The organism is Paenibacillus baekrokdamisoli, assembly GCF_003945345.1.
In the GTDB taxonomy this organism is placed as follows: Bacteria; Bacillota; Bacilli; order Paenibacillales; family Paenibacillaceae; genus Paenibacillus_Z; species Paenibacillus_Z baekrokdamisoli.
Genome location: NZ_AP019308.1, coordinates 3,707,532 through 3,733,942 on the forward strand (window position 1 = coordinate 3,707,532; position 26,411 = coordinate 3,733,942).

The 26,411-nt window shown below is 47.0% G+C and carries 15 protein-coding genes; 5 read left to right on the plus strand and 10 right to left on the minus strand.

The window, feature by feature from the left end; translation table 11 throughout:
- Positions 1 to 70 precede the first annotated feature (70 nt).
- The gene (locus EKN16_RS33755) at positions 71 to 1,570 is read left to right on the plus strand and encodes a transposase (RefSeq protein ID WP_375782107.1); all 1,500 of its coding nucleotides are present in this window, start codon (positions 71 to 73) and stop codon (positions 1,568 to 1,570) included.
- Here the strand turns inward: EKN16_RS33755 and EKN16_RS16665 are convergent.
- From EKN16_RS16665 to EKN16_RS16700, 8 genes are all read right to left on the minus strand, one after another.
- A complete protein-coding gene (locus tag EKN16_RS16665; protein WP_164522822.1) occupies positions 1,552 to 2,328 on the minus strand; it encodes an ABC transporter substrate-binding protein in 777 nt (258 codons plus the stop codon). The two genes, EKN16_RS33755 and EKN16_RS16665, sit on opposite strands and share 19 nt — an antisense overlap.
- 236 nt (positions 2,329 to 2,564) lie before the next feature.
- Positions 2,565 to 4,760 (minus strand): glycoside hydrolase family 36 protein, encoded by a 2,196-nt coding sequence (locus EKN16_RS16670; RefSeq protein ID WP_125659468.1) that lies wholly within the window; start codon positions 4,758 to 4,760, stop codon positions 2,565 to 2,567.
- Positions 4,761 to 4,762: 2 nt separating this feature from the next.
- Entirely contained in the window at positions 4,763 to 10,486 is a 5,724-nt protein-coding gene (locus tag EKN16_RS16675) for an S-layer homology domain-containing protein (RefSeq protein ID WP_164522823.1), read from the minus strand.
- A gap of 597 nt (positions 10,487 to 11,083) precedes the next feature.
- Positions 11,084 to 13,150 (minus strand): cache domain-containing sensor histidine kinase, encoded by a 2,067-nt coding sequence (locus tag EKN16_RS16680; RefSeq protein ID WP_125659474.1) that lies wholly within the window; start codon positions 13,148 to 13,150, stop codon positions 11,084 to 11,086.
- Positions 13,151 to 13,903: a hypothetical protein gene (locus EKN16_RS16685; protein WP_232015809.1), complete on the minus strand. Its 753-nt coding sequence runs from the start codon at positions 13,901 to 13,903 to the stop codon at positions 13,151 to 13,153.
- A gap of 5 nt (positions 13,904 to 13,908) precedes the next feature.
- Complete coding sequence (locus EKN16_RS16690; protein ID WP_125659480.1) at positions 13,909 to 15,267, minus strand: response regulator transcription factor; 1,359 nt, start codon at positions 15,265 to 15,267, stop codon at positions 13,909 to 13,911.
- 1 nt (position 15,268) lies between these two features.
- Entirely contained in the window at positions 15,269 to 16,876 is a 1,608-nt protein-coding gene (locus EKN16_RS16695) for an ABC transporter substrate-binding protein (protein WP_125659483.1), read from the minus strand.
- Positions 16,877 to 17,022: 146 nt separating this feature from the next.
- A complete protein-coding gene (locus tag EKN16_RS16700) occupies positions 17,023 to 17,859 on the minus strand; it encodes an AraC family transcriptional regulator (RefSeq protein WP_164522824.1) in 837 nt (278 codons plus the stop codon).
- 132 nt (positions 17,860 to 17,991) lie between these two features.
- Between EKN16_RS16700 and EKN16_RS16705 the strand changes: the two genes are divergently transcribed.
- Together EKN16_RS16705 and EKN16_RS16710 are read left to right on the plus strand one after the other, a co-directional pair.
- Positions 17,992 to 18,963 carry a Gfo/Idh/MocA family protein gene (locus EKN16_RS16705; protein WP_125659490.1) on the plus strand — a complete coding sequence of 324 codons (972 nt, stop codon included), beginning with the start codon at positions 17,992 to 17,994 and terminating at the stop codon, positions 18,961 to 18,963.
- Positions 18,964 to 18,994: 31 nt separating this feature from the next.
- Entirely contained in the window at positions 18,995 to 19,762 is a 768-nt protein-coding gene (locus EKN16_RS16710) for a TIM barrel protein (protein ID WP_125659493.1), read from the plus strand.
- Positions 19,763 to 20,046: 284 nt separating this feature from the next.
- On the opposite strand, the gene EKN16_RS16715 is transcribed toward EKN16_RS16710, so the two are convergent.
- Complete coding sequence (locus EKN16_RS16715) at positions 20,047 to 22,095, minus strand: hypothetical protein (protein WP_125659496.1); 2,049 nt, start codon at positions 22,093 to 22,095, stop codon at positions 20,047 to 20,049.
- A 277-nt stretch (positions 22,096 to 22,372) separates the two neighbouring features.
- On the opposite strand from EKN16_RS16715, the gene EKN16_RS16720 reads away from it, so the two are divergent.
- Entirely contained in the window at positions 22,373 to 23,614 is a 1,242-nt protein-coding gene (locus EKN16_RS16720; RefSeq protein ID WP_125659499.1) for a response regulator, read from the plus strand.
- The gene (locus EKN16_RS16725; protein WP_125659502.1) at positions 23,611 to 25,380 is read left to right on the plus strand and encodes a sensor histidine kinase; all 1,770 of its coding nucleotides are present in this window, start codon (positions 23,611 to 23,613) and stop codon (positions 25,378 to 25,380) included. The genes EKN16_RS16720 and EKN16_RS16725 overlap by 4 nt, the downstream gene beginning before the upstream one ends.
- A gap of 21 nt (positions 25,381 to 25,401) precedes the next feature.
- Here EKN16_RS16725 and EKN16_RS16730 read toward each other — a convergent pair whose 3' ends face one another.
- The gene (locus tag EKN16_RS16730; protein ID WP_125659505.1) at positions 25,402 to 26,385 is read right to left on the minus strand and encodes a cache domain-containing protein; all 984 of its coding nucleotides are present in this window, start codon (positions 26,383 to 26,385) and stop codon (positions 25,402 to 25,404) included.
- Positions 26,386 to 26,411 lie beyond the last annotated feature (26 nt).

Below are 26,411 nucleotides of genomic sequence, written 5' to 3' on the forward strand. Positions count from 1 at the left end.
GGAATCACCCCGATAATCACGAAGAATACCTTTTCTACTGGGTATACCTTCGAGATAATAGGTGATTTTCGTGAAACAAACCCTTGAAAATCCACGATTTCGTAAGCTTTCACAAGGCGAATGCGCGGGAGCGCCGGTCTTGCGATCACTTTGGGAAAAGTTCGACTTTTCTTTGCTCTTGATGCAAGCTGGGATATTCAAACGAAGCGGAGCTCCTTCATGGATGCTTTGCTTTATGTACATCATCGGATTGATCTCTGGATGCTCATCGGTTGTACAAATGAGCGAACTGGCTGGGAAAGATGCTCTACTTGAACTCATGTTTAAACCCTACAAACTCGCACAATACACGCTCAGCCGGTTCTTCACAGTTCCCCATGCATGGCTGACGTTTGGGAAAAAACGGGTTGCCAGGCTTCAGGAAGAACGGGAAACCGCGCTTCAAGAAGGCGATATTATTAATCTCGACGATACACATAGCGCCCATCCCTATGCAAAGAAACTGCCATTCCTGTGCTGGCTCAGGGACTCTTCATCCAAATCCTATAGCTGGTGCATGAACCTCGTTGTCCTTCAGGCCGTGCTCCGAAACGGACTCGAATATCCGTTGTTCTACCGCGTTTGGCGCAAAATGTCTGACGAGGAAACCGGCTTGACCAAGTTTGATTTAGCCAGACAAATGCTGCTCATGCTTCGCGAGTCGGTCACTTGCCGCCTCTGGGTAGCGATGGACCGATGGTATTTATGCAAAGACTTTTTCGTTTTCTTGCAAGAGCATTCCTTTGACTGGGTAACTAAAGCTAAGCGCAATACTGCACTGCATCGAAAGATTACAGTCCCCGGACGTCGTGATCGGTATGTACCTGTTACGGCGCGACAGCTTATTCAGGATACATACAAGCGCTTATCTACATCCAGCAAGAAGGGAATCTTCGCCATTTCAGTATCTGATATTTATATGAAAATACCTTATCTTGCTGAAGGGCGGAAAGGGCAACTTGTAACGAAACAACGCTTCGTTCCCCTTGCTGCCGTTGTCGCTATGCGGCTTAAAGAAGACGAGGAAAGCGTTGATGTGAAGGAAGATTCACCAGATGAACCGGCAACCTACAAAGGAGCCTACTTGATCATTAGCAACCGACATGATGCGCCAGATAAGGCGCTTGAAGTGTACGGAAAGCGTTGGCGTATAGAGGTGTTTTTCCGCGCGGCCAAACAAGAACTTGGCTTTGAAAAGTGCCACTCTACATCCGAAGCACATCAGCACGCGCACATGGAGTTACTTTTTGCTGCGGAGACGCTACTTGCCTATGCGTTATGGCAAGTAAACAAAGAAAAAACGAGTGATGAGAGCCACACCCACGGCGAAATGGTTCGCGGTCTCTTCCACACTCGTTGCCAGGTTCGCACAAGAAACCACAAGGGTTTAAAGCGAATCTACATCGATTTTGACATAGAGGCACGCCGTTTTGCAAGCCTTATTTCCGCATATTGGCCCAAAAATCTCTCCATGACCATGTGGCCGGTGCATTCAAGCATAGATTCTCACAATTACCGATTAATCTCATGAACTGCATAAGTCATGTGTAATGTAGCTTGAGAAACTGTAACCCCGCCAATAAATGGGTTCGTATATCCCCACTGGATAAATTTATCCCCATCTTTTTTAGTTAATTTCTTTGCATAGTCTGCGACTTGATCCCAAGTCAAAGCTGTTTTATCATCCGGTATCGGTATCCCTGCTTCCGCAAACAACTTCTTGTTGATGTACATATCTGTTTCTGGTTGCCAGTCTTTCACAAATCCGTACAAATCGCCTGTTCCCTGATTTTGGCCATCCCACTTGAATATGTCCCCGATGCTAAGAAGATCATCTTTTTTGAATACCGTACTTGCATCAAAGTAGGGCTGTAAATTCAAAGCCAAGCCTCTGGCAGCATAGAAGGGGAATTCGTTCCCTCCATTGACACGGAGAATGTCTGGAGTTGTTTCAGAATTCGCAGCAATTGCAGCCATTAATTTATTGAAATCGGCATCTACTCGTTCCAGATTAATATTCGGATGATCCTTATTAAATTCTGTGATCTGATCCTTTGTAATCTCTCCCTCACCCATATTCATCCGAATGGTGACTTTTTCACCGTTTGTTGTAGCCGCAGCAGTTCCTGCATCTGTAGCTGCATCTGTAGTTGCATCTGTACTTACAGCAGTTCCCGTATCTTTAGCTGTTCCTGTATCCGTGCTTTTAGAATTCGTACTGCAGCCTACTAGAATTAAAACTAATGATAATATTACTGCCGTGAATCTGATGGACAACTTCTTGGTCATGTAAATCCCCCTATTAGTTTTTTTTGAACTTGCAAGCGTGTTCATTTTTATTACTCTATAACTATACGAAGATGGAAAGTCACAAACAATAAGGCAGTTTCTAGATTTCATTTGTGTTTTTTGGAGATTCTTATTTTTGGCAAATCTTACAAAATAAGATAAAAAAGACTCGCGAAATCAAGAGATTTCGTGAGCCTTCTTTGTGATTGCAAATCATTCGGGTATCCTTTTACATCCTATTGTTCGGTCATTTTTTTGAGCTCGAAGAACCTTGCTTGATTCCGATTCGGCAAATTCACGATTAATGCTCCGTCGACAATATTATAATTGTTCATGACTTGGTATGGATCCGCTGCCGGATAAAGCTGCTTCACCTCAACGGAACCATTCTCCCAACCCGATATCGGAAGTCGGATAGTGCTCTCCTCGCTTTCCAACCTCCATATCGCTAACAAAACCCGCGCATTGTCCATAGAGGCAAGACCAACACTGTTCCAGCCCGATGAATCGTTTACCGCTTTAAAACCGAGCGGCCAGATCGGGGATGAATTGCGAATATGAATTCTCTCCGCTTTATAAAGAGTTATTGCTTCTTGGATCAGCGACAGGTTTAAACCATCCGCTTTATCCACTCGACCGGACAAATACAGATTGCCGCATAATCCGTTAATCATATTGAAAATGGTTTGTTCTCCATCCTGCATGGAGTTCCTGTATTCCTTGTCATCCAGCCATTCAGGATGATCGCGATGGGAGACAAGCAACGGATATGGATATGCCCATACGCCGTTCTGTTCAGGCAATACCGCCGCCAGCATTCCCCCGATAATGGATGGATACTTCGTATAATCTTCTTGATCGCTCGAACTCACCATATGAGCATGAGATAATATCCCATAGTCGGCTCTCATGCCGCCGGAAGCGCAGCCTTCTATGATCAAATAAGGATGTTTCGCTTTCACTTCATCCAAGAAGGCATAGAAGCTGCGCATGTGGATAATCAGCCCATCGGCTGCCGAACTGCCAAGCGTATCGTCGCCGAATCCGACACAGCCGTTGTAATCGTTCTTGATAAAACCGACTCCCATTGCTGCCAATCGGTCTATCGTGCCGTGCATATATGCTCTTACTTCGGGGTTGGTGAAGTTCATAAACCAGCGCTCTCCGCCGCCCACTCTTCGGCCATTCCGCCTTAAAAACCATGTATCCGGTTGGCGGCCCAAGGCCGCACTTTCCCCGCATACCTCCATCTCCAGCCAAACACCCGGAATCATTCCTGCCTGTTTTATTGTTTGCAAGATCCCCGCGAGACCCTCGTCTCCGAATCGGTTCGCATTCGGCTGCCAGTCCCCCAGAGACGTTCCCCAATAAGTATTCGGCTCAGCAAACCAGCCCGCATCGATACAGAAAACTTCCGCCCCGACTTCAGTGGCGCGTTGAATTAAGGGAAGGAGCTTAGCTTCCGAAGGATCGGCCCACAAGCAATTCATATAATCGTTAAACACAACCGGAACTTCGCCCAACCAAGCGTTGGCTGGCTTGAGGTGCGAACGCCGGTAAGCGGTCAATTCCCGAGCTGCCGCTTCTATACCGCCGGAGCAGCATCCGATCGCTGCCGGTATCGTCGTAAAGTTTTCTCCTGGCAGCAAGGTTTTGGTCCATCCGCCAAAACCTTCGCTGGCCCCGTCTATTTGAACATATAGACTGTCGCTGCCGACTGAAGCATGCTCATGGCGGTTTCCAAGCTCTATATGCCAGTTAGACGAGGTTTCAGCCTGCGCATACCAAACGGATTGCGTCTCCAAATCTTCGATCACAACCATAGGCAAATATCGTCCCGTACTCCAACTTCCCCTGGATTCCCAATGAACAGCATGCGACATCGAATAAGGCGAGGTGCGATAAAGACCTAGTTGGTCCAAATCGTCGCATCTCCATTGTCCTTCGCCGCTCCAGGCTTGCCGCCAATAATGAACCTTTACCCTGCCAGGTTCGGACCAGGAGCCAGTGCTGCCGAGCGCGATTCCCTGCATACATAAGGAAGAAAGATGGGTCAGAACGACGGCTTCCGGGCCGTCGTTCTTCACTGTCGTTGTCTGCCTGATTACCGCCGCTCCAGGGACGAATTCCATATTTAACTCCACAATCAGCTTCAACTCTTCATGCAGATACCGCAGAGACAAACCACTTTCCGTCCGATCTACCTGCTCTAGGACCAGCTCTTCGGCAAGCAAAGAGTGCCCCACCGCAAGCCCTGGATGAACCCCATGCGGCTTGCCAGCCACAGCAGCCTGAATATTCATCCCAGCAGCATATGATCCTTGGATATCCGTGGGCAGAACTTGCGGCTGAAAGATGTCCTGCCGCAATTTATTATCCGAGCGAGTAAAGCCGAGCCTCATCTTCTCATGTACAAACTCCATGCGTTCCATAGTTACACTCCTGTCGCGTAATCGATCACTTTTACTGAGTTCAGAAATCCCCACGTATACGCAACGGATTCGATTTCAATCTTCAAATAAACGGTCTTGTGCCCTTTCGCTTGTTCTGTCAAGTCGAGCGTCCGAATCGTATCATAGTTTCCCGGAGCCGAGGTAGACAGCTCTCCGATTTTGGTCATCGCAGTCACATCCGTTCCCACGTAAAATCGCATCGCCGCAATCCGATCCTCATCGATATGCAGCGTTCGACCGCTATATAACATTTCAAGCTTTTTGAATCCATTCGAATCCGTGCTATCCAGCTTATAAATGACATAACCCGCCTGTTTGCCCCCTGCGTCATTAGGAGTACCGGTTAATCCTATATCCGGCAGCGATTCAAACAGCAGCTCATTTTGCAAATTAACAACCTCATTGGCTCCGATCACCTCAGCTGTTATCGTGCCAATCGGAATATCTTGAAAATCCTCATCGACTAGCGCGACCGGCTGGGCGACAGTAACCGTAATGAACTTGCTTAGACTCAGCCCATGAAACGTGATAACCGCTGTAATATTCGCGGTTCCATAGGAAATACCTGTCACAATTCCATTCGCGGAGACCGTCGCCACAGATACGTCGCTGCTCGTATACACAGTCTTGTACAGAGACGGTTGAAGCTCATTATTTTGCTCGTTATACGCTTTTACCTCGGCAGTAACTGTCCCGTTGATGGGCACGAAAGCATCCGCTGGCATCATCTCCATGTGACCAAGCGTATTAGCTGTGACCGACACTGTTATCGTATTGGTTGAGACCACTTTGCCTTGAACGGATAAGTAAGCCTTGACCGTCGTAGTCCCCGCACCTATGGCACTAAGTCCATTGGATGTTTGGGCCAGTATGCCGTTCGTACCAAACGCATATACGATTTTCGCTCCGGCTAAATTAACCGTATCGTCGTTATCATACTTCGCGGTTAACACAACAGGCACATTCTGCCCCTCGTACACAACGGAGTTATTCCAAGTCAGCGAAGCGGTGTCGAGCTCCCGGATTCCTGTTCTCTTCACAATAAACTTCACACTGTTGATCGACGCCCAGGTATCCGGATTCGATGTTGTCATGACAACTCGAACATAAAGTGTATTCGTGTTCAAATTTGCGATATCCAGATTGATGTCCCTTAACTGATTGAAGCTGTTGCTATCTGCATCATTTGCGATCTCGCCTACCTTTTGCCATGTGCCCTCGGAGCCTGTCACGCTCATTTCCCATTCCACCGTTGTACCCATGATGGCTCGACCGCTGTATTGAATAGCCGCACCTTCAAAGGGGGTTGCACTCTCCAGCTTCCAGGTCGCAATCCCTGGCGATGCGATATTATCAGGCCTTAAGACGATATCTTGATTATTGGAATCGAGTCGCGTTTTTAAAATATTATGCACCTCATCAGCTCTCGTTCGCCATGCTTCGCCAGTCTCCTCGAAGTTCTCGAACAGCATCGTGTCATACTGTTCAGAAATTCCCAAAACCCGCTTCGCTCTCCCCAAGACCGCATACGGACTATAGCTAATCGTAACCAGATCCCCAACTTTAAAGCCCCAATCGTTTATTGGAGCATTGAAAACATTCGTACCTTTCGCATTGGGCGAATTAAACTGGCTGTCTTGACCCATTTCGAACCGATATTCTTTGTTCGCGCTATCTCGCAATTCGACGAAGGCGTTCTGTAATTGCCCGGTAACCGTAACCGGCTGGATTTTGGTAATCGTCCCGGATACTTTACCGTAATAGGCTTTTAACGAGACGACTTCACCCTGCTGATTCAACGTAAGCTTGAGCAAATCGCCATAATCGAGCATCTCTATCGGTACCTGCTGAAGTTCTTGATCAGGCGTGCCTTTCGGCCCTCTCAAAATAATCACCTGATCCGCAAGCTTCAGATCGATATAATTCACGTATTCGCTGATAGCCGGATCTTGGGATTGAATATTTATCGTAGCCGTTCCGCTCTTTGAATAATACCTTGCTTCGATTTCCGACGGATATGTCTTGGCAGGCTTCGTCGGAGCGTTCAATGCAAATGTCGCTTTGCCACCGGTAACGGCAATGGCTCCGGCATCATTCGCCTGCGTCGGCGAAATTTCATAGATTCCACCGCCTAAGTCTACAGCCTTGTAATAGGCGGAGGTTGCATGCGTTAGCGTCAAGGAAACGGTTGCTGCAGCATCGGCAACAAATCCGATTTTGAACGAATTGCCGAATGTATACAGCGTCGTATGAATCTTGGCTGCCGTATCCACGATCTGCATCGACAACGGATAATCTCCGAGCGTTCCGGATCCTTTGACAACGAATTTGGCAGGGAGAAGCTGAGACATCGCCTCCATCAGTCTCTTGTATGCCTTTCCGTAATAACCGCTCCGGTAAAGCTCATCGATCTCTTTGTACATGTCATTCTGTCCTGCTTGGTCAACGTATTTCGCTAACAATCGTTCGATATCTGCTCGGTACGTTACCCATAAATTTCTTTCTCGCAGCTGCTTGAACGTATATTGGAGTCCACTCGTGTGACCGCTTGCTCTTCCTAACAATGCCGTGATTTTCACGGAGGACAAAGATACCCAATCGAATACCTGGCTTGGAAGATTAGGCGAGTATAGCCGGATACGAACATAAGCAATTGAGCTGGACGGATCAATGTAATCGCTCGCGTCGATTGTTGCCGTATGAAACATATCTTTCAGTGTATCTACAAGTGACAGCTGATTCAGCTCAGGACCGGCCCAGACCTCCACCTTGCATAGACTGCAAAGATAATTCAGACTGCGTCCTGCCAATTCAACCGCAAGACCATGCGTCAGCGGAACACCTTGATTATCCGCCTTGAAAGTGATATAGCCTCCGTTAGCATCGCCTGTATTGGAACTGACAACGTAATTCTCCAGCAATGGCCCTCTCTTCACCTGATTGGTTTCTACGAAACTTATGCCTGTTGTCAGCGATTGTTCATCCGCAAAGTTATAATCGATTACTACTTTCCCATAGGATGGAGTGCTGTAAGGATCGGACATCTCCACGTCATTCGAGCGGATGATGCTCTCGTCTCCACTCCGGTAATTATAAATCGTCACATGATCCGCTCCGTAGGCGTAAGCCTGAGGCAGAACTTGAAAATCCTGCATGGAGTTAGCGCCTCGTTCCGCATTGACATCGGCGAACTTGCCCCGGGCAGCAATATAGCTTAAGTAGCGATCATCCAAAATGTCTTCCCATTCTCCGCCGAAACGAATATTTTTCACCATATGCGCTTCCCACAGTGACTGCTGTTCATCTAAACCCGGAAATTTCTGATTAGTGAACGTATGTGTAAAGGCATTCTCCACGAGTTGGTTATCCGGATAGGTAATCTGTCCGTTATCTACAATAATCGCATTGTAGCCATATCCTTCCGCCATCGCATTTGATACAGTCGAAATATAATCCGTCATATTCTTCGCAAGCCATTGCCTCTCCTGTACAGATATACCGTCGGTTGGATCAAGCAGCACACCATCATTTGCCGCGGCTGCAATGACCTCCGGACCAAAATCTCCTGTACCCTCGGGCGATGCGTTAAAAGCGAAATATGGCCAATACCACGGCTCATTCTCGGTAAATACGACAACAGGGGGAAGTTCAACACCATCTGCCTTCAAGTCCGCGGTTCTGGCCGCTAGATAAGCCGTTACGCCTCTGATTTTATCCGCGCGGACTTCGTTGTAATGCTCGTTATTCATCGTAAGCCAAGGCGTATTGCCCCATACGTTCGGCGTTGACAGCTTCCAGTTTCCTCTGCCGTCAGTGTTCAACGGATCGTATACAACTTGTTGATAAGGCATATCCCGCCAATAGCCTCCCTGTCCATCTGGACCTATCGGCGTTCCGTCCCACCAGGAATCAACGCTTAAATGAATGGCCAGTCCAGAATCAGCAGAAAGCTGTGTCAAATAATCCAGACGCCGCTTCATCTCCTTCTCGCTCCAGTGCATGTAGAGAATGTCGAAGACAACCGCAATATTATACATCTCATAATCAGCATACTTTTGCTTAATTCCGTTCAAGAGCGCTAGGTCAGCCGCATGGTCATTCCATTTTATATTCGGCTTGAACAATGCAACCGTCATTGGGCGGTAAATATGCTCGTCCGCCAGCAGGCTTTCGAAGTTGCTGTATGCCCACACCTTCGCGAAATTAACCCTTGTTGGACTGTCGTTACGCAGCGTAAGCGTGAGAGAAGAAGCCCCTCCGATGATCGAAGCGTTCAGATCGATAAAATAATGGTTAGGCCCGGCTGACGCTTCGCGATACGTTCGGAAATAAACCTCCTGATCGTTCGCAAGAACGGTATACGCGAAAGCGTCAGGGTTGCGACTATGAATTTCCTCAATTTCGACGGTCACCGGCTGATTCGGCTTAAGATCGGTCAGCGTGAACGTAATTGCGGATCCTTTGCCTTGCATGTACCTGACTTTGTACGAATCCTCGAGCTCGCCCACCTTCGTCCCGATCGTATCTATGCTGCTGTTTCCGGTGAACCTCAGTTGGCTGGCAGTTTCCTGTCCGCTTTGACCGAATGCCAGGTAAGATACCTTCGAAATCAACGGATCCGGCTTAACCGGAGGATTACCGTTGTCACCGTTGTTTACCGGAGGAATATCCCTCTCAGTGTCTTGCACGCGATCAGCGTCAATAACAACATTTTTCGCTTTATTTTCGAGATGCCCGATCCTCGATTCCTTATCCGATTTAATAAGACTATTGCTAGCGGAAGGCATAATAAGCATCTGACTGATGTCTGTAGCTGCAAGCGTAAGCTTCGTGCCCGCTGCTGTCATCTTCACAATCCCAAGGTGCGAACTGGTTATCGAAACACCGCTAACCGGGCTCCCCTGGATGAGCAATCTGCCTTTCACTGTCACATTTTCCAGAACAACCTCCCCTGCTGTCATACCGGGAGCAAGAAGCAAATCTCCATTAATAACCAAGTCCTTTAAGGTGACTGGCGAGTTTTTCACCACCACATTGCCATTGATGGTTATACCGCTTAATCCGTCGACATCTACAAGCTTATCTACAACATTATCCAAAATCTTAATCATTTCGGCTCTTGTAAGGTTCGCTTTAGGAGCAAAACGATGATGATCTCCGCGTCCGGATATGTAGCCATGCTCGAACAATGCGTTCACATATGGAACCGCCCAGTCCGATATTTCATTCAGATCTTTAACGTTCATACTGGATGAAGCAGGCTCGAGATCGAAAGCGACAGCGATCATTTTCGCCGCTTCCTCCCTTGAAACCGATCGATTGGGTTGGAATTTTCCATCCCCCATCCCGCTAATGATTCCTGCTGTATAAGCTTTTGACAATGCATCTGCATACCACGCTGCTGCAGGTACATCCTTGAATGGATTTACCGATCCTTGGCTAAAGTTGAATACCCTGCCGAGCATGACGACAAATTCCGCTCTTGTTATCTCATTATCCGGTCTCAGACTGCCGTCCGAGTACCCATTAATGATCCCGTAGTCCTTCCATGTTTGAAGCTCCGCTGCGGCCCAATGATCTTCAGTTTTCTCAGCCAAGCTGGTCGATTTTTCGGCAGCCGAAACTTGAGCTTGAAGCCCTGTACCCATAAAGCCAGTCAATAGGATGGCAGCAATCAATATACAACAGCTTATTTTCTTCAACATATCCATGCCTCCACTTCGTTTTTCAGTTACGCTGATCATTCCTTCAACGGAATGATCAGCGTAACTGTCGTCCCTTTCACATACTTGCTATCAATAATTAAATCCGCCTCCTAGCCGTAATAGATTTTCAGGGGTTCCCTGTCGGGGAAGATCTTGAACGAAAGCGCTTACACATTGCAGTTATTGATCGCACGTATAACTCCACTTCTGGCGTATGGCCTTCTGCTGTTCTCCCTCTTGAATATAGATTGGAATGCTTGGACGTAATTCCACTGTTTAGAATCCGCACCCATTTAGTGAAAGGATGGGCCTTCTTGACCTTTTCCGCCAATTCCAAGCCGCTCTATAACGGCTTCCTCCCGTTATACCCAATATCATAAATGAGGTTGCAAACAGAAAACAACATGGCTGTTTCTAGATTTCATTTGTGTTTTTTGGAGATTGCTTTTCCAAGAAAATTGTCCAAAACAAGCGCAAAGAAGCTCAAGAAATCATCAGATTTCTTGAGCCTTCTCGGCGATTTCGTTCATGTTGGATTACCGCACCCGACTGGCTGGCATTCAGACTCTGCTCAGCTTTTCAGTTCCGCTTCATGTATCATTCCTTCAACGGAATGAACAGCGTAACTGTCGTCCCTTTCATATACTTGCTCTCTATAATCAAATCCGCCTCTTCACCGTAATAGATTTTCAGACGCTGATACACATTGCTCAGTCCGACTCCATGACGGATAGACGAGGATGATGGCGGCGTTTCATCATTGGATCCTTCTCGAAGCTTATGTTCCAACACCTCCAACTCTGTTTTTCGCATGCCAATTCCATTGTCCGAAATCCGAATCATTAACCTTCCATTCTCTATCTGCGAGGAAATGACAAGCTCGCCCCCAGAAGCATACTCGGACAAACCATGGTTAATGGCATTTTCAACGATTGGCTGCAGAATAAACTTCAGCACCTTGCAGTGAAGCGTCTCGGAATTGATCCGCCACTCCACGGTAAACCGCTCGCGGAAACGAATTTCTTGAATGGTCACATAATAGCGGGTATATTCAATCTCCGTTTCTAAGGACACGCCTTGTTCAGGTCCTGAACTGATCGAATAACGAAACAAGCTTGCAAGAGAACCGATCATCTTGCTCACCATATTGCCATTATTGCGCTGCGCCTCCATATTGATCGATTCCAAAGTATTGTATAGAAAATGCGGATTGATCTGCTGTTGAAGCATACTCATTTCAGCCTGCGTCTTGAGTGCATTCAATTCCTTCTCTCGCAATTTGCTGCGGAAATCTTCCTCCACGAGCTGATTGATTTTCTCGACCATGCGGTTAAAATGATGGGCAAGCAAACTCACTTCGTCTCTCGTCTTGCCTTTCGAGACAAATTCGAAATTGTTTTCGTTTACCCGATCCATCGCATTCTGCAGCAAACCAATCGGACGAACCAGCCAATGGGACAAAATTAACCCAATCAGAAAGCATAACAATGCGACCGATGCGACGACCCACAACAACTCTCCGTTCAAGTCATGCAAAGCATCCAGCGGAAACTGAACGGTCATTTTCCAATCGAGCCCCGGAATCTTTTCCTCTAAAACAAGCGATTTGCCGGCAGCGTTCGACGTACGGTTTACGGCTTCGCTCATCTTGCTGTGGTCTTCATAGCCGTCGCTCTTGTACATGGGATTTCCCTGTTCATCCTCGATTTGAAACGAGAGATCTCCCTGCACCACAACTGATTGGAATGCATCCGGTTTCAGTACCAGCTGCAAATAGCCGACAATTTCCCCCTGCCCGTCCTGATTGATATGGTATACCCGCTTAATCAATTGAATCGCGAGATGATTAAAGATATCCGGCGTCGCCGGAAGCCAGGCGATCTCCGGAACCTCCTCGGATTCATAAGATTGCGGATCTAAATAAAAAAGTGATAGATTGTTGGAAAATAACGTAGAGTACTTTGCGTTGCCGTTCGTATCATACAAGACGAAATAGGCGATGTCCTTGGATTCGGGGTAAATCGTTGTCGAAATATTACCTTGAACAGATGAAGCTGCCGAAGAAAAGTTTCCTGTTGACGAAGATAGATACGCGTTCAACAGGTCGTTCACCGAAAGCGCATTCGCGGCTCCTTCGTACACTTCAGCTTGCTTGGAAACCGTCCAGCTCATCTGCTTGGACACGGCCTCTACCGTCCGTTCCCACTCTTGCTTCGCATACTGGTTCTGCATCATAGAGAACAAAACGACCATGCAAAGCAGCGGCGCCAATACCGTCAATAGGAATAGGACGAACAGCTTCGTCCTGACCGTAGTCGTCGTAAGCAGCTCTCCCGCCGGCTTAGTCCTTGGAAAAGCTTCGAGCGGCAGCAGCCCCCCTTGGTTGCGAATAAACCTAGTCAGCTTGAGCAGCGGCGACAATACCCCATTGGCAAGTGATAGTGAAAGGATGAGATTGCCAATCAGCAGCAAGCAGAACAGGACTCCCATAACCATCATCATATGGCTGAAATCGGCCCCCCAGCCTGTCTTCGTATCCGTCAGTACGAGAACAACGCCGTACGGGGACAATTGTTTAATATAATGAATTTGCCCCCCATCCCCCGCTCGTCGTGCCCACGACGTTTTCTCTTCCTGCGAAGGACTTTGACCGGTCAAGTCCAACTACAGCGATCCCGTGCCCCAAGTTCTAATCCCGCTATCCGTATAAATAGACAAATGATATCCTTCAAGTTCGCTCTCATATAGAAGCTGCTGCGGAAAATCGTCGCTCAGAACTAGCAAGCCAAGCGTATAATCGTTCACGCCGTTGTTAATAATCCATTTTCCTTCCAGCCCACGAGCAAAAGCGCTTACGCGTCGAAGCTGCTGTTCGCTTACATAACTCCACTTTTTATGTATGACCTTCTGCAATTCTCCCTCTTGAATATAGATAGGAATACCCGTTCCCTTTACAGCAAGCGCCTCCATGATACCTGATCCGTTCAAATCATCGATCCAGAGCACCATGCTTAAATCCTGGGCCTCTCCATCGAAAAAATGGACGTAATTCCACTGTTTAGAATCCGCACCCAGAAGGTATATGCTTTGAAGAAGATCAGCGTTAATTTGCAGCCGGTTTATTTTCTCGTTCTGCTCCCGCAGCGCCTTCTCCGCCTCTGCCGCCGTACCAAGACTTAGAAATCTGGATGAGAAGGAAGTAAACTCCCGTGTTTTCAAATGAACGGCATACGTGTCCACCTGCTTAAACGCCGAGAGCGCGTTGAATTCCAATTGGCTGATCATGTAGTTTTTTCTAAAGCTTAAGGACGACTCTCTAACATTGCTCATGTTGGCATATCCATATATGCCGAAAATAATTTGCGCGGACAACAGCAGAAGCAGCGCGCTGATTACAATCCGATTGCGATGGGTCATGCCGTTCACGCATGATTCGCCTCGCCCTCGATGAAGTTCACCGTTACATGCTTGTTGCGGTATTCCAAAGGTGTAACTTGGTTATATCTTTTGAAGATGATTGAAAAATGCTGCGCGTTTTGATACCCGACCCGTTCGGAAACTTCATATATTTTAAGGCTGGGATCTTTGAGCAGGCGGGTCGCCTCTTCCAATCGGCAAGCCGTCAAATATTGCAAATAATTTTCTCCCGTCACTTCCTTGAACAAATAACTCAAGTACGCACTATTAACATGTACACGCTGGGCAATTTGCTTAAGCGAGATTGGTTCCCGGAAATGCACTCGAACATAGCTTTTAGCTGCTTCTACGATTCGCCTGCTTGTCTCAGAATCGCCCGGCGGTCCAGATTCGGTCCCTACAACCGCTTCCTTGACAGCGGATTCATCCCCTTCCCCTATCGAATCTCCTTCGAATACATAATGAACGATTTCTTCATCTCCGTTCGTCCGCCTTTGCGCGATATCCGCTTGTTCACGGGAGATCCAAATATCCGCTAGACGCGAAGCCGACTCGCCCAGCGCAATCGACATCGTCGTTTTAAACAAACCGCGAAAGCGATACAGATGTTCTCTGACCGAAGCGAGATGTTCCGCCAGCTTCTCGTTCTCGCCCTGTCCGAGAATATAACAGCTGCCTGAATCCGCCTCTACGAAGTAACTGCCATGTCCTTCCCTTTCCCAAATTTCAGTCAAAGTGTTGTCGAGAGCAAATAATAACAATTCCCAGTCTTTAATGGAATAATCTGTCCTTATCTTGTCATCAAGGCCGATTACAGCAACTGTGTAAGCCTCCGCATCGCTCCGAATATTCGCATTCGTACAGCCTTCCTCGATTTCTTCCTGCGATAATGGCATGTACAGCAGCTTATTCAAGAATTGAATGCGCATCAATACCGATGCGAGCTGCGACTTACGGCGCAGCATCTGTTCTTCCTCCGCTTCTCGCCGTTCATCGTTCAACATAGCCACAAGCGGTAGAAACGCACGCGTCAGTTCCTCTGTCGTAGAAGGCTTCAGCAAATAATCGCAGACGCCGCTTCGCAAGGAAGAACGAACCAGATCGAAATCGCTGTAGCCAGTCAAGATGACGATTTTCGTGAAAGGATAGGCCTTCTTCACCTTTTCCGCTAATTCCAAACCGCTCATGAACGGCATACGAATATCTGCGAGCAGCAAATCCGCGGCTTCTTCCTCAAAACATCTTAATACTTCCAGCCCATTCTCATAAGATCCAGCAAGCTCAATGCCAAGCGCGTTCCAATTCACCCGGCTTAGCCCTTCTCTTATGTTGACTTCGTCGTCAACGATGACTAGCTTATACATCCTAATTACTCCCCTCCGATTTCAAAAGCATCTTCCAGCCGCTCGTATCGATGTTGTTAGCCTGAATGATGCGGTCAGCAGCCTTGCTTTGAATCTCGTCGATCGCAGCGAAGTACATCTCATCGGTCAACTTTCCATAGACCCAAGCCGTCGTATACTGGTTCCATTGATCGTTGCTTTCAATATCCAGACCGGTTGGCCATGTATAGCTCGGCGTGATGGGAAACGGACGGGAAATCAATTCTTCAAGCAACGCCGGTGTTGGAACGCCCTTGACTGCACCTATCGACGTTTGGTCTTCTTCAATAAGCAACGACAAATTTTCTGGAGCCGTCAAGAATTGAAGAAACCGAACTGCAGCTTCCTCCGTACCGTGTTTTTCGACGGAAGGTTTAATGATATTTAAAGAAACGACTGGCTCAGGCTGATAAGGCCCTTTCTCGGTATATTTCGGAACCGAAACGTACTTCGATTCTCCTGCAGCTAACGGAAGCGGCGGGAACAAACCAAATTCAAAGGTACGCTCCTCATTGGCACTCTCTGTAGCTAGCGTCCAGGTTCCGTCCTCGAACATGGCCACTCTCCCTTCTTCCCAAGGCTTTGTAAAATCCGTGGATTCCCAATTCGGAGGTGAAACAGCAAAAAATTTCTTAAAGTTCAAATACAGCTCCCTCGCATACTCGTTAAGAACCGGCGAAAACATTCTCTCCTTCACACCCCGAATTATTTCAGCATGATCGATATTGCCGTGCTTATCGGACTTGAGTTTGTCAGCTACATTTTTTTCAAAATAATAAGGACCCAAATTGAATAAAAACGCCCAGTTGTATATCTGATTCTGCGCAGTCCAAGGGTGAAGCCCGATATAACCTTTGCTATTCAACTTCTCCGCCGCTTGGATAAACTCCAGATAGGATTTAGGAACTTCAATACCTTCCTTGGTCAAGATCTCTTTATTATAAAAAATAGCTGTCGCCGATCCCGAATTTAAGCTGATCGGAATGCCTATTACGGACATCTTTCCTTCAACCGCCTCGGAAACCATGTTCTTGCTCCATAAATATTCCGGAAATTGTTCACTCCACTTCCGGTTGTCATTAACAAAAGGATTGGGCTGATTAAGGTATTCATCCATTGGTAAATACCAACCCTCTTTGGCAAACGCATTCCAACTCATTCCAATGTCGGGCCCATCTCCGGAGGACAACTTAACCGTGTAGTAATTGGCCAAAGAAGTCCGATCTTTCTTGTTCATACCGCGAACCCATTCAATCGTAACGTTAGGATATAATTTGGTGAACGCATCGGCTATCTTTTGTCCGGCAACCCGCTCCTCAGGGTTTTCCTTCGTCCGTGTCGATTTGAGTGTTGGCGTATATAACCATAAGTCAACCTTTAATGTAACGGGTTTCCCCCTATTAAGCTGGTCTTGTTTCTCGAACGAATTCCCGGCTGCCTGATTCCCCTGCTTCGTATCCTTGCTGCCGCTCGCGGATTTCCCCGCATTCGGCTTATCTATTTTCGGACTCGAACTGAAACAGCCGGATGCGGTTAGCATGAACAGAGAACCCAAGACGAATAACAGGCAAAGCTTCGTTGACGATAACAATCTGACTCAACTCCTCTTAATTCGTATTCTCAGAATCTCTTAATTTTACATTAAAAAACATTACATAACCTTACATTACATCACATTACTCCTTATAAACAATATGGCTGTCTCTAGATTTCATTTGTGTTTTTTGGGATCTTTCTTTACTCCCCATACTGTAATCGGAACTGATTGGGAGTCATACCCGCCACCTTGTGAAAGGTATGGATAAAGTGACTGTCATCTTGAAAGCCGACTGCTCTTGAGATATCCCTGACTGTTCTGCTGCGATCAGCAACCAGCAGCTCTTTAGATTTTTGAATACGGAATTGAACCAGATATTGATAAGGACTTATCCCCCAGCTGGAACGGAATAGTGTATTGAGGTACTGCGGGCTGACCTGCAGCGTATCCGCCATCGTTCCCAGACCTAGATTAGGGTCACTGAATCCTTCCTCTATGAGCAGATAAATTGGAGTCAGCCTCTCATGCCCTTTTGATAGGGATCGCTGTCCACTGGATTGGCCGTATTGTTTGATCTGTGATAAAAAGGCATACACCTCCAGCGATCCGTTCATCCCTGCAAAATCGAAGCTATAACCGAACTTTTCATTATATTGTTCATGAATATGGGCAAGCGGGCATTCCTTGTCCCAGGAAATCGGTAAGTTCTGCTGGATGTCTAAGGATGCGGTAATGGGATTCGCCAGTGCGCCATCAAACGTCATATACCACGTGGACCAAACGGCGGTCTCCGGATAATAGCTGTGAGGCACTCCAGGCTTAAGAAGGAAGCCTTGATTCGGATACAGCTTCATGGGTTTGCCATTAACGATAAATTCTCCACTGCCTTCAACCGTATGCAGCCAATGGAAGCTATGGAATCCGCTCTCTCTATTGATAGCGCCCTGATGCCCAGAAAAGCCAATACTGGTTAGATAAAGCGGCAATCGACGATCCCATTCTGTGGTCACAAAATGTCTGCTATACGAAGTATTCATAAGCCACACCTCTAGTTTCATTTTCCTATATCCAATACGAGTTATCTTATATTTTAATAACCTATAAATTGATCTAGAATAGGAGCAAGCTTGAATTATATTATACCCTATCGATCAGGAGTGATGAAGTAGATGACCATTAAACTTGGTTTTATTGGATCTGGTGGAATCGCTGAGCATCATCTTAAAAATTTGGTTCAAATGGATGGTGTCGAACTATCGGCATTCTACGATGTAGACATCCAGCGTGCCCAGAATATAGCTTCCAACCATCTTGGGGCGAAAGCATTCTCTAATCTAGACGACATGCTGGACAGCACGAAGCTGGATGGCGTATATGTATGTGTTCCTCCAATGGCCCATGGGCCTGCAGAACATAAATTAGTCGAACGAGGCATTCCTTTCTTAGTGGAGAAGCCTCTAGGAATAAATCATGAAGTCCCTCTTGCCATAGGCGATAAAGTCAAAGCATCCAAGCTCATCACATCCGTGGGCTACCACTGGCGATATGATGAATCTGCCAGGGTAGCTAAGCGTTTGTTAGCAGACAGCAAGGCGGGGATGGCGCTCGGTTACTGGATGGGCGGCATGCCCATGGTTCCTTGGTGGAGAGTTCAAGCTGGCTCGGGCGGACAATTCGTCGAGCAAACCACACATATCGTCGATTTGCTTCGCTACTTGTGCGGGGAAGTTCGCGAGGTTTATGCTGCGTATGGACTACAGGTCATGGGAGAGCAGGTCGAAGGTACTGATGTGCCCGATGTTGGAAGCGTTACACTGAAGCTTGCCAATGGCATGATTGCTACGATATCGAATACCTGCCTGCTCCCGATTGGTCACCATGTCGGACTGGACATCTATACGAACAAAGGGGTTCTGGAGCTTAGAAGCAACGCGCTTCGCGAGCTTACTACCGATGGGACCAAGACCTATTCGAACGTCACCAATCCTTATTTTATCGAGGACGAGGCGTTCATTCATGCCCTGCGAACCAGTGACACTTCCCGCATTCTTTCCAATTATGAAGATTCACTGCTGACACATGCTGTCACGATTGCCGCGAATGAATCAGCCGTATCCGGCAAACCTATTTCCTTAATTTGAAATTTATAAAAGGGAGGAAGACGAAGCCATTATGAAATATTCACTATGTATCGGAGCCTACTCCGGTCAAGACGAGATTTATCACCTGGAGAAAATCAAGGAGCATGGGTTTAACGGCCTTGAATATTATGCTTGGTGGGACCTGAACGATATGAAGAAAACAGCGAAGGAACAGGAACGAATCGGCGTTGGCATTAGTGCTACCTGTACCAAATTCATCAGCTTGGTCGATGAGTCCTTGCGAGATGCCTACTTGGAAGGCATCCGCCAAACGATAGAAGCTTGCCAAATTCTAAATATCCGCTCTGTCATTTCCCAGACGGGCAACGTTTTGGAAGGCGTATCTCGTGACGTTCAGAAACAAACCATGGTAGAAACACTTAAACGCTGTGCCCCCTTGTTCGAGGAGGCAGGTATTGTATTAGAGATCGAGCCTTTGAACGGGCTAGTTGATCATCAAGGGCATTTCTTGCAGCGCTCCGACGATTCGGTTGATGTCATTGATCAGGTTGGCAGCCCGAACGTCAAGCTCGTCTTCGACGTCTATCACCAGCAGATTACGGAGGGTAATGTCATCCGCAATGCTACCGGCTATATCGACCGGATCAATCACTACCACATTGCAGATAACCCTGGACGTAAACAGCCAGGTACAGGTGAATTAAATTACGTCAATATTCTGAAGGCAATCAAAGCTACCGGCTTCTCCGGCTTTGTTGGACTGGAATGTGGGTATACCGTTGATACGGACACAGCGATTGAGCAGTTCAAGAATGAGATTTTGTCACAAGTTGAATAGGCTATATAAGTTGAACTTAAGAAACGAACAATGAGCCGCTGCACAGATGGAATGTTCTTCCGATCGCTGTTGAGCCCGGATTTCTTGTTTTGTCCCCTGATAAGGGGGAAATCCGGTCTCAAAGGCGAACGCTTACGCTTCTCCAGAATCATCCATCTGCTCCGCTCACTTGTTATTTCTCTAGTTCAACTTATCTAATAAAGAGATAAAGAGTACTTGATCAGGTGGTTATTTCTGATCAAGTACTCTTTATTGTAACTGCCGAGAATCACACTAGTGGTTATTCAAGCCTCGCTTAATCCCCAACCAATTGAATTTCGCATCGTCTTCTCGAACCAAGCTTCATCCGTGAAATTCGGGATTTCCCCCAGCACTTCAAGAACTGGAATTCCGTCTCTCCCAGGATGGGGGACATGAACGGGCTTAATCCAATCTATAGTCCCGCTCCTTCTAAATTGCAAATGATAGGCATAGAGGCCTGGGACGAGCTGCTCATTAACCTCTTGAATCGATTTCTTAAATGAAAATGCTTCCCCAAAGTCTTCCAAAGTCTCGAATACACCTTCCATAAGAAGAATTGCCTCCATTCGCAACCCTTCACTTTGATCGAGCAATTCCAAGCGATATTCCATACCCGGTTCACCGTAAAGCACCAAATACATCGGTAGTCCCTTCACAACGACCTTAGGCCCTTCAAAGTATACAGGCTGTCGTTCAGGCTCAAATCGCTCCGCCTGCTCCCATTCCTCTGCCCTTTCGCTGGATCTTCGATAATGCCAGGTTCCCTCCGCCTGAAGTTGTTCACCTGTCAGAAGAGACACCAAACATTCCGTTGCCCGATCGAAAGGATGGGTACAATTGTTGTGGCCGAAACGGTAACCAATTTCATGCCGGACCTGCACACCGTATCTTCTGGCTCGGTTTACCCATTCGAAGCCAGGCCAGCTAGCCGTAAAAGCATCATGCGTCCCATGTGTAAACCATACCTTCGTTCCTTTTTCTTGCAATGTGCGGATGATCCGATCCGAGGACGGACCGTGCTCAATTCCAATTAACCTGGAATCGCTTGTTCCGAACTGATTACGCAGGAAAAGCTCGATTGCTGAGCTTCCATCCGTGCTTAGCCAGTTCGGCCGCCAGGCATCCTTATAGCCGATATCACTGCGGATTGCCTCCCAGCGAACGGGAAACGTCGTATTTAATATCTCCTCCATGGGATCGCTGAAGAACAGAGGAGGGTTATAACAGACGAGATACGGGATCGAATAACCGCTGTTTCTTGGATTGCCAGCTGCGAGCAGACCCGTTACTCCCCCGCGTGATCCTCCGACTGCGACGATCGCATCGCTATCAACTGCGAACCTTTCCACTGCCATTCGAAACAAATCGTTCATATTGTCGTAAATCGAATCTTGCAGCGTTCTTGTACCAATGGAGCCGCCTCCGTTCCAAATGATACCTACAGCACCTTTCCCGGTTTGGAGAAATGCCGATCCAAGCACCTTCAGAAGCGGAGGTCCTACGGTCGAGAATACATTTTCATTCTGGTCATAAAATCCGCTAAATACGGCGGGATAACGCGCCACTTGTGCTCGGGACCAATAGGGCGGGAGGATAAAACTAACCATACTGCGGTGTTCGCCCTCCCCGATGATATCTCCATGAACCAGTTGAAAAGCCGGCACTCCTTCTTCCAACTTATCAACTGTAACCTCATAATGACGCAGCACAACCGGATACCCCGTCAGCTTTAGCGATTGATCCGACAGCTTCAATACAGCTTCTTCCGTGACATGTAACAAGCTGTAAGTTTCACCGATATAACGCTCATACGCCGGTACACGCCTGACTTCCCCTGCACTCTCGTCTTCAAACAAGGCATAAGCATCTGTTCGGTATAGATAGGGATTAGACAGCTGCTCGTCGCGCAGTGGTAATTCTGTTACCAAATCGCCAGACTCCCGGTTCAGCCGAAGCTCACCAATTCCATCCGTTCCGCCCTGGCGGATTCCTCCCCTCCCTCTGTTAAGGGAAGCATCCCAGTTCGTAATGACCGGAAACGAATGGCGTAGCTCCTCGCAAACGATGATGTAGACGCCGCGCTCACTCGTATCGATTCGAACGATCCCTTGCGCTGCATCAGTCACTCTCACTTCCATATACGTAACTGCGTCATCGGTATATCTAGCCGCAGTAATACTGCTTCCTCTTTCTATTAGCGCCTCAAGGATATCCTTCCGCACCTTAATCTCCATATAAGAGCAGGAACCATCATGAACGTTATATTCGCTTATCGGCACATAAGTATCAGCTGCGAACAGGTCATTATACATATAAGCTCCTTCTTGTCCTCATTGTTATAAGCTCCTTTTTGTCCTCATTGTTATCCTCCATCGCCCAGTTGAATAAAGCGCTTCCTCGTACATCATTCATATTAGCATGACCCTGTTTGCTAATCGGAGAGTGTAATCCTGCGAAATGGTTTGTATTCCTGCCAAATGCTCCTGGGTAGTTATTCTTCAAAAGGATTTGCTCTCGCACTATCGAATTGTTTGTATTACGCTATTATTAATGAGCACGGAAACAGCATGTTAAACTGAGGTGACCCCTATGTTAAAAATCCTTGTAGTAGATGATGAATACCTTGTTCGAATGGGCATATGCCAGACGATCGATTGGGCTGAGCACGGCGTCCAGATCATCGGTCAAGCTAGTAACGGTGAGGAAGGACTGGAGCTCGCATTGCTGCACAAGCCGGATGTCATCATTACCGATGTCCGAATGCCATATATGAACGGGCTAGAATTTATTGCCAAAGTCAAAGAGAACAAACTTCATGCAGGCATTATCGTATTGAGTGGATATGATGAGTTTCAGTACGCCCAGACTGCCATGCAGCATGGCGCATCCACCTACCTGTTGAAGCCTGTCGATATCGAAAAGCTTGCCGAGTCCGTACGTGAGATTGGCCATGAAGTTCGGGAACGTCAATCGAATACGGTGCGTCTAGAGCGTTTGAATAAGGAAGTCGGTGCCATCATCCATCAGTTCTGGCTCGACCTGCTGTTCGGCAGTTTTCCAGAATCCGAAGAAATAGAGGAAAAGGCGCGGATGCTTAACCTTGCATGGGAAGAGGCAGAATCTTTAACCGTTACCGTGATCTCGCTCAAGAAACTGGAAGAATCTAGTCCTATTGATACACTTAACTTCCAGCAGCGCATCATTGCCGAACAGTTGGAAGCGTATTCAATCATTCCTCTCGCATTGATTCGCACGATGCCGGAGCAATGGGCCATCGTGTCCAGGCTCAGAGAAGAAGAAGGAGCCTCGTTAGCGCTTATTCGGTCCTTTGGTACACAATTAGTACAGGCATCGAAAGGGCAATCGGCTTATACCCTTTCGGTTGGCATTGGTACCCCAGCGGGGAATTGGGAGAACATTCATGCCTCATACGAATCAGCTAGCTTGGCGGCGCTTAGGGCATCCTCCGGAATGGACAGCGTATTATACGCAGATGAACAATCCGAAGCCAAGTACCGCAGGGAAATTAGGGCCGCACTTGCCTACATCCGCACCCACTATGCGAATAACGTTACCGTAGAAATGGTTGCAGCTGACGTGTACGTAAGTCCAACCCATCTCATGCACTTGTTTCGAAAGGAACTGAACAAAACATTCTCCGAATGCCTAACCGAATATAGAATCGAGGTGGCCAAGCAGATGCTTCACAATCCCAAATACCGCGTCTATGAAGTCGGCAGTCTGGTCGGCTTCGGCGATTCCAAATATTTCAGCCAGGTATTTAAAAAGATGACCGGCATGCCACCTAGTGAATATGCGAAAAAACGATGACAGACCCTAATCACGCCCGTTCCCTATCTCTCATTTCGTTTCTGAGGAAGTTTAATATCAAGAACCGTATCGTAATGGTTTTGCTAATAGGCTTCACGATCCACTTATCTGTTGTTTTATTCGTTTTCAACCTATTCTCTGATATCTATCTCAAAAAAAGCATAAACAACCATATTGCACAAACCCAAAGAGAAGTCGGACTTGGCATCGAGCTGATGGTGTACGATATTCAGATGCTATCCCTTCGCTTCCTTGTTAACTCAGATATTTATAAAATCATCGGGAATGATGCAATAGCGAATTCGATTAAAAAAGAGCAAATTAGAGACGTTATGAAACAAATGATCGCACAGAACGAAATGGTTGGCGATGTTGTGATCGTTACAACGAAGGGAGAAACCTATCGTTATCAACCGGACAACGTTCTGATTGAGCAGCCGGATTCCCTTCTGCTGCACCGTATCGCTGAATCTAGTAAGCCAGTTGTCGGGCCGATTAAGCGAGATGCCAACCATAACGCCTACGTGACTTTCGGACAGAAATTCCGCAATTTCAATACGGGACAAAATTTGGGTGCCATTATTGTTTACATCAAGGAATCTACCCTGCTGCACTTGTATCAATCGAGCTTCGAGGGACTTGGTTATTCGTTCCTTGTCTCCGATCAGAATGTCGTCATCTCCCACCCGGATCAGAGCCGGATTGGAAGCACGGTGTCGCAAACCGATGTCATCTATCCAGATCGAGAGGCTGGATATCGCACGGTAAAGGTAGACAACCATTCCTACTTCATGATTACGTATCCACTGAACAAAAAACTAGAAATATTCGATGTGAATTGGAGATTCGTTAGCGTTCTCTCCAGCAGGCAGCTATTCATAGCCATTGATGAAGGGAACCGATACGCACTTCTCTTCGCTGGTCTCACCTTTCTTTTCCTGCTCATTTTGTCCTATTACTTGGCGAAGAAGATCACTAACCCGGTTACGCGTCTGAAGACGAAATTGAATTTGCTTGGGAAGACAGGGTTGAAAGGACTCTCTGGTCCGCCTGTGAAGGGTGACGAAATTAGTGAGCTTGAGCGCAGCTATTATCGAATGGTTGAGCGCATCAATCAGCTGCTGGAAGAAAATAACGAAGAAAAAGAAAAGCAGCGAAAGATGGAGCTTACTGCTCTACAATCCCAGATTAATCCACACTTCCTATATAACACGCTCGATGCGATCGTCTGGATTGCAAGGCTGAAGAAACAGCCCGAAATCGAACGTCTTATCTCATCTTTGGCCACTTTTTTTCGTATCAGCCTGCATAAAGGAGACAAGTTTATTCCGGTTGAAGAGGAAATCAGGCTTGTACAAAGCTTTGTAACGGTAGAGCAAATGAGGTTTCCAGACAAGTTCGAGATCGAATACGAAATTCCGGAAGCCTTGCGAAAGATCCGTTTATTGAAGCTGATTTTGCAGCCCCTTGTAGAAAATGCGATTAAACACGGAATAAGCGAGAAGCGAGGGAAGGGCCATATCCACGTTAAAGGAGAGCTTACCGAGGAAGAAATCATCTTTAGCGTCTCCGATGACGGAGTGGGGTTCCAACATGATCGTGAAACGCTGCTTCAGAAAAGCCAGGTCCTATTCCAAAGCGGATATGGCTTGCGCAACGTTGAAGAGCGTATCAAGCTGGAATACGGGCCCAACTATGGCTTGACCATTCAAAGTGAGATAGGTAAAGGTACGACCGTGTACTTGCGTATAAACAAGAAGCCGTGACAGACATCTGTCACGGCTTCTTCAAGGTTCCTGCATCGTACTGCGCATCTTCCGGTACAGCTGCTTTAAAGGCTCGGATATGCTGCTGGAGAGCTGAATAATCAATAGGATGAACAATAAGGCGATGACGGAATTAACGATTAGGAGTGTATTCTGCAACCACTTCAAATATTCGTTCAATTTATCGGTATTGATAAGAATGACCATCCGATCATTCGACTTATACAGACGATACAGCATGATCATCCCATTCCTGGACTCTCTCATGATCATGTTCTCCTTCGAGCTCTGCAAATCTGCCGTTCTCCTAACTTCCTCTTTCACTTCACTACCCAACTTGTCCGCACCCTGCAATTGATTATTTTCTGTGAAAAAGTAAATCTGATTATTGCCATAGATCGTTTGATCACTTGAACGATAAAAGTCATAGAGCTTGGAAAGATTGGTCTCTAGGAAAAGAATCCCGCGCAGCTTGCCCGATTCATCCGAAATTTTCTCCATATAGAATAACATCTGTCTCGGATCAGATGAAATGCTAACCAGCTTCTCAGGTGATTGAATGGTCCATTGTGAGGTTTTCTTAGAAGTCACGAATCGCGAAAAATCAGTATCCTGCTTAATATCAGCAAAGGGTTTCAACGCTGATATACTGCTAGTCGAGTATACCGCACCTTGTTCACCGTATATAACAATGGCCGAAATATCCAAATTCGAGGAGCGAATCCCATCCAACACGGGTGAGATCGTGTCGTCATAATGATTACTCTGGAGCGCATCCTGCAAGCCTGGATGATTCAGAACGAGCCGCGTAGTCTCCTCAAGCCATTGCAAATAAAGCTGCGCGTTCTTGTTCTGCTGCTCTGTATACTGAACAGAGAGCTGGTGCTGCATGTCCATGCTTCTGCTCTCGATGATACGAAACACGATATAACTAGCTAATCCGATATAGATCATGACAACGAGGATCAAGATGATCTTGATCCTCTTGCCCAATACTCTGAACATGTAAGCGCTCCCTTATTTCATCAAGA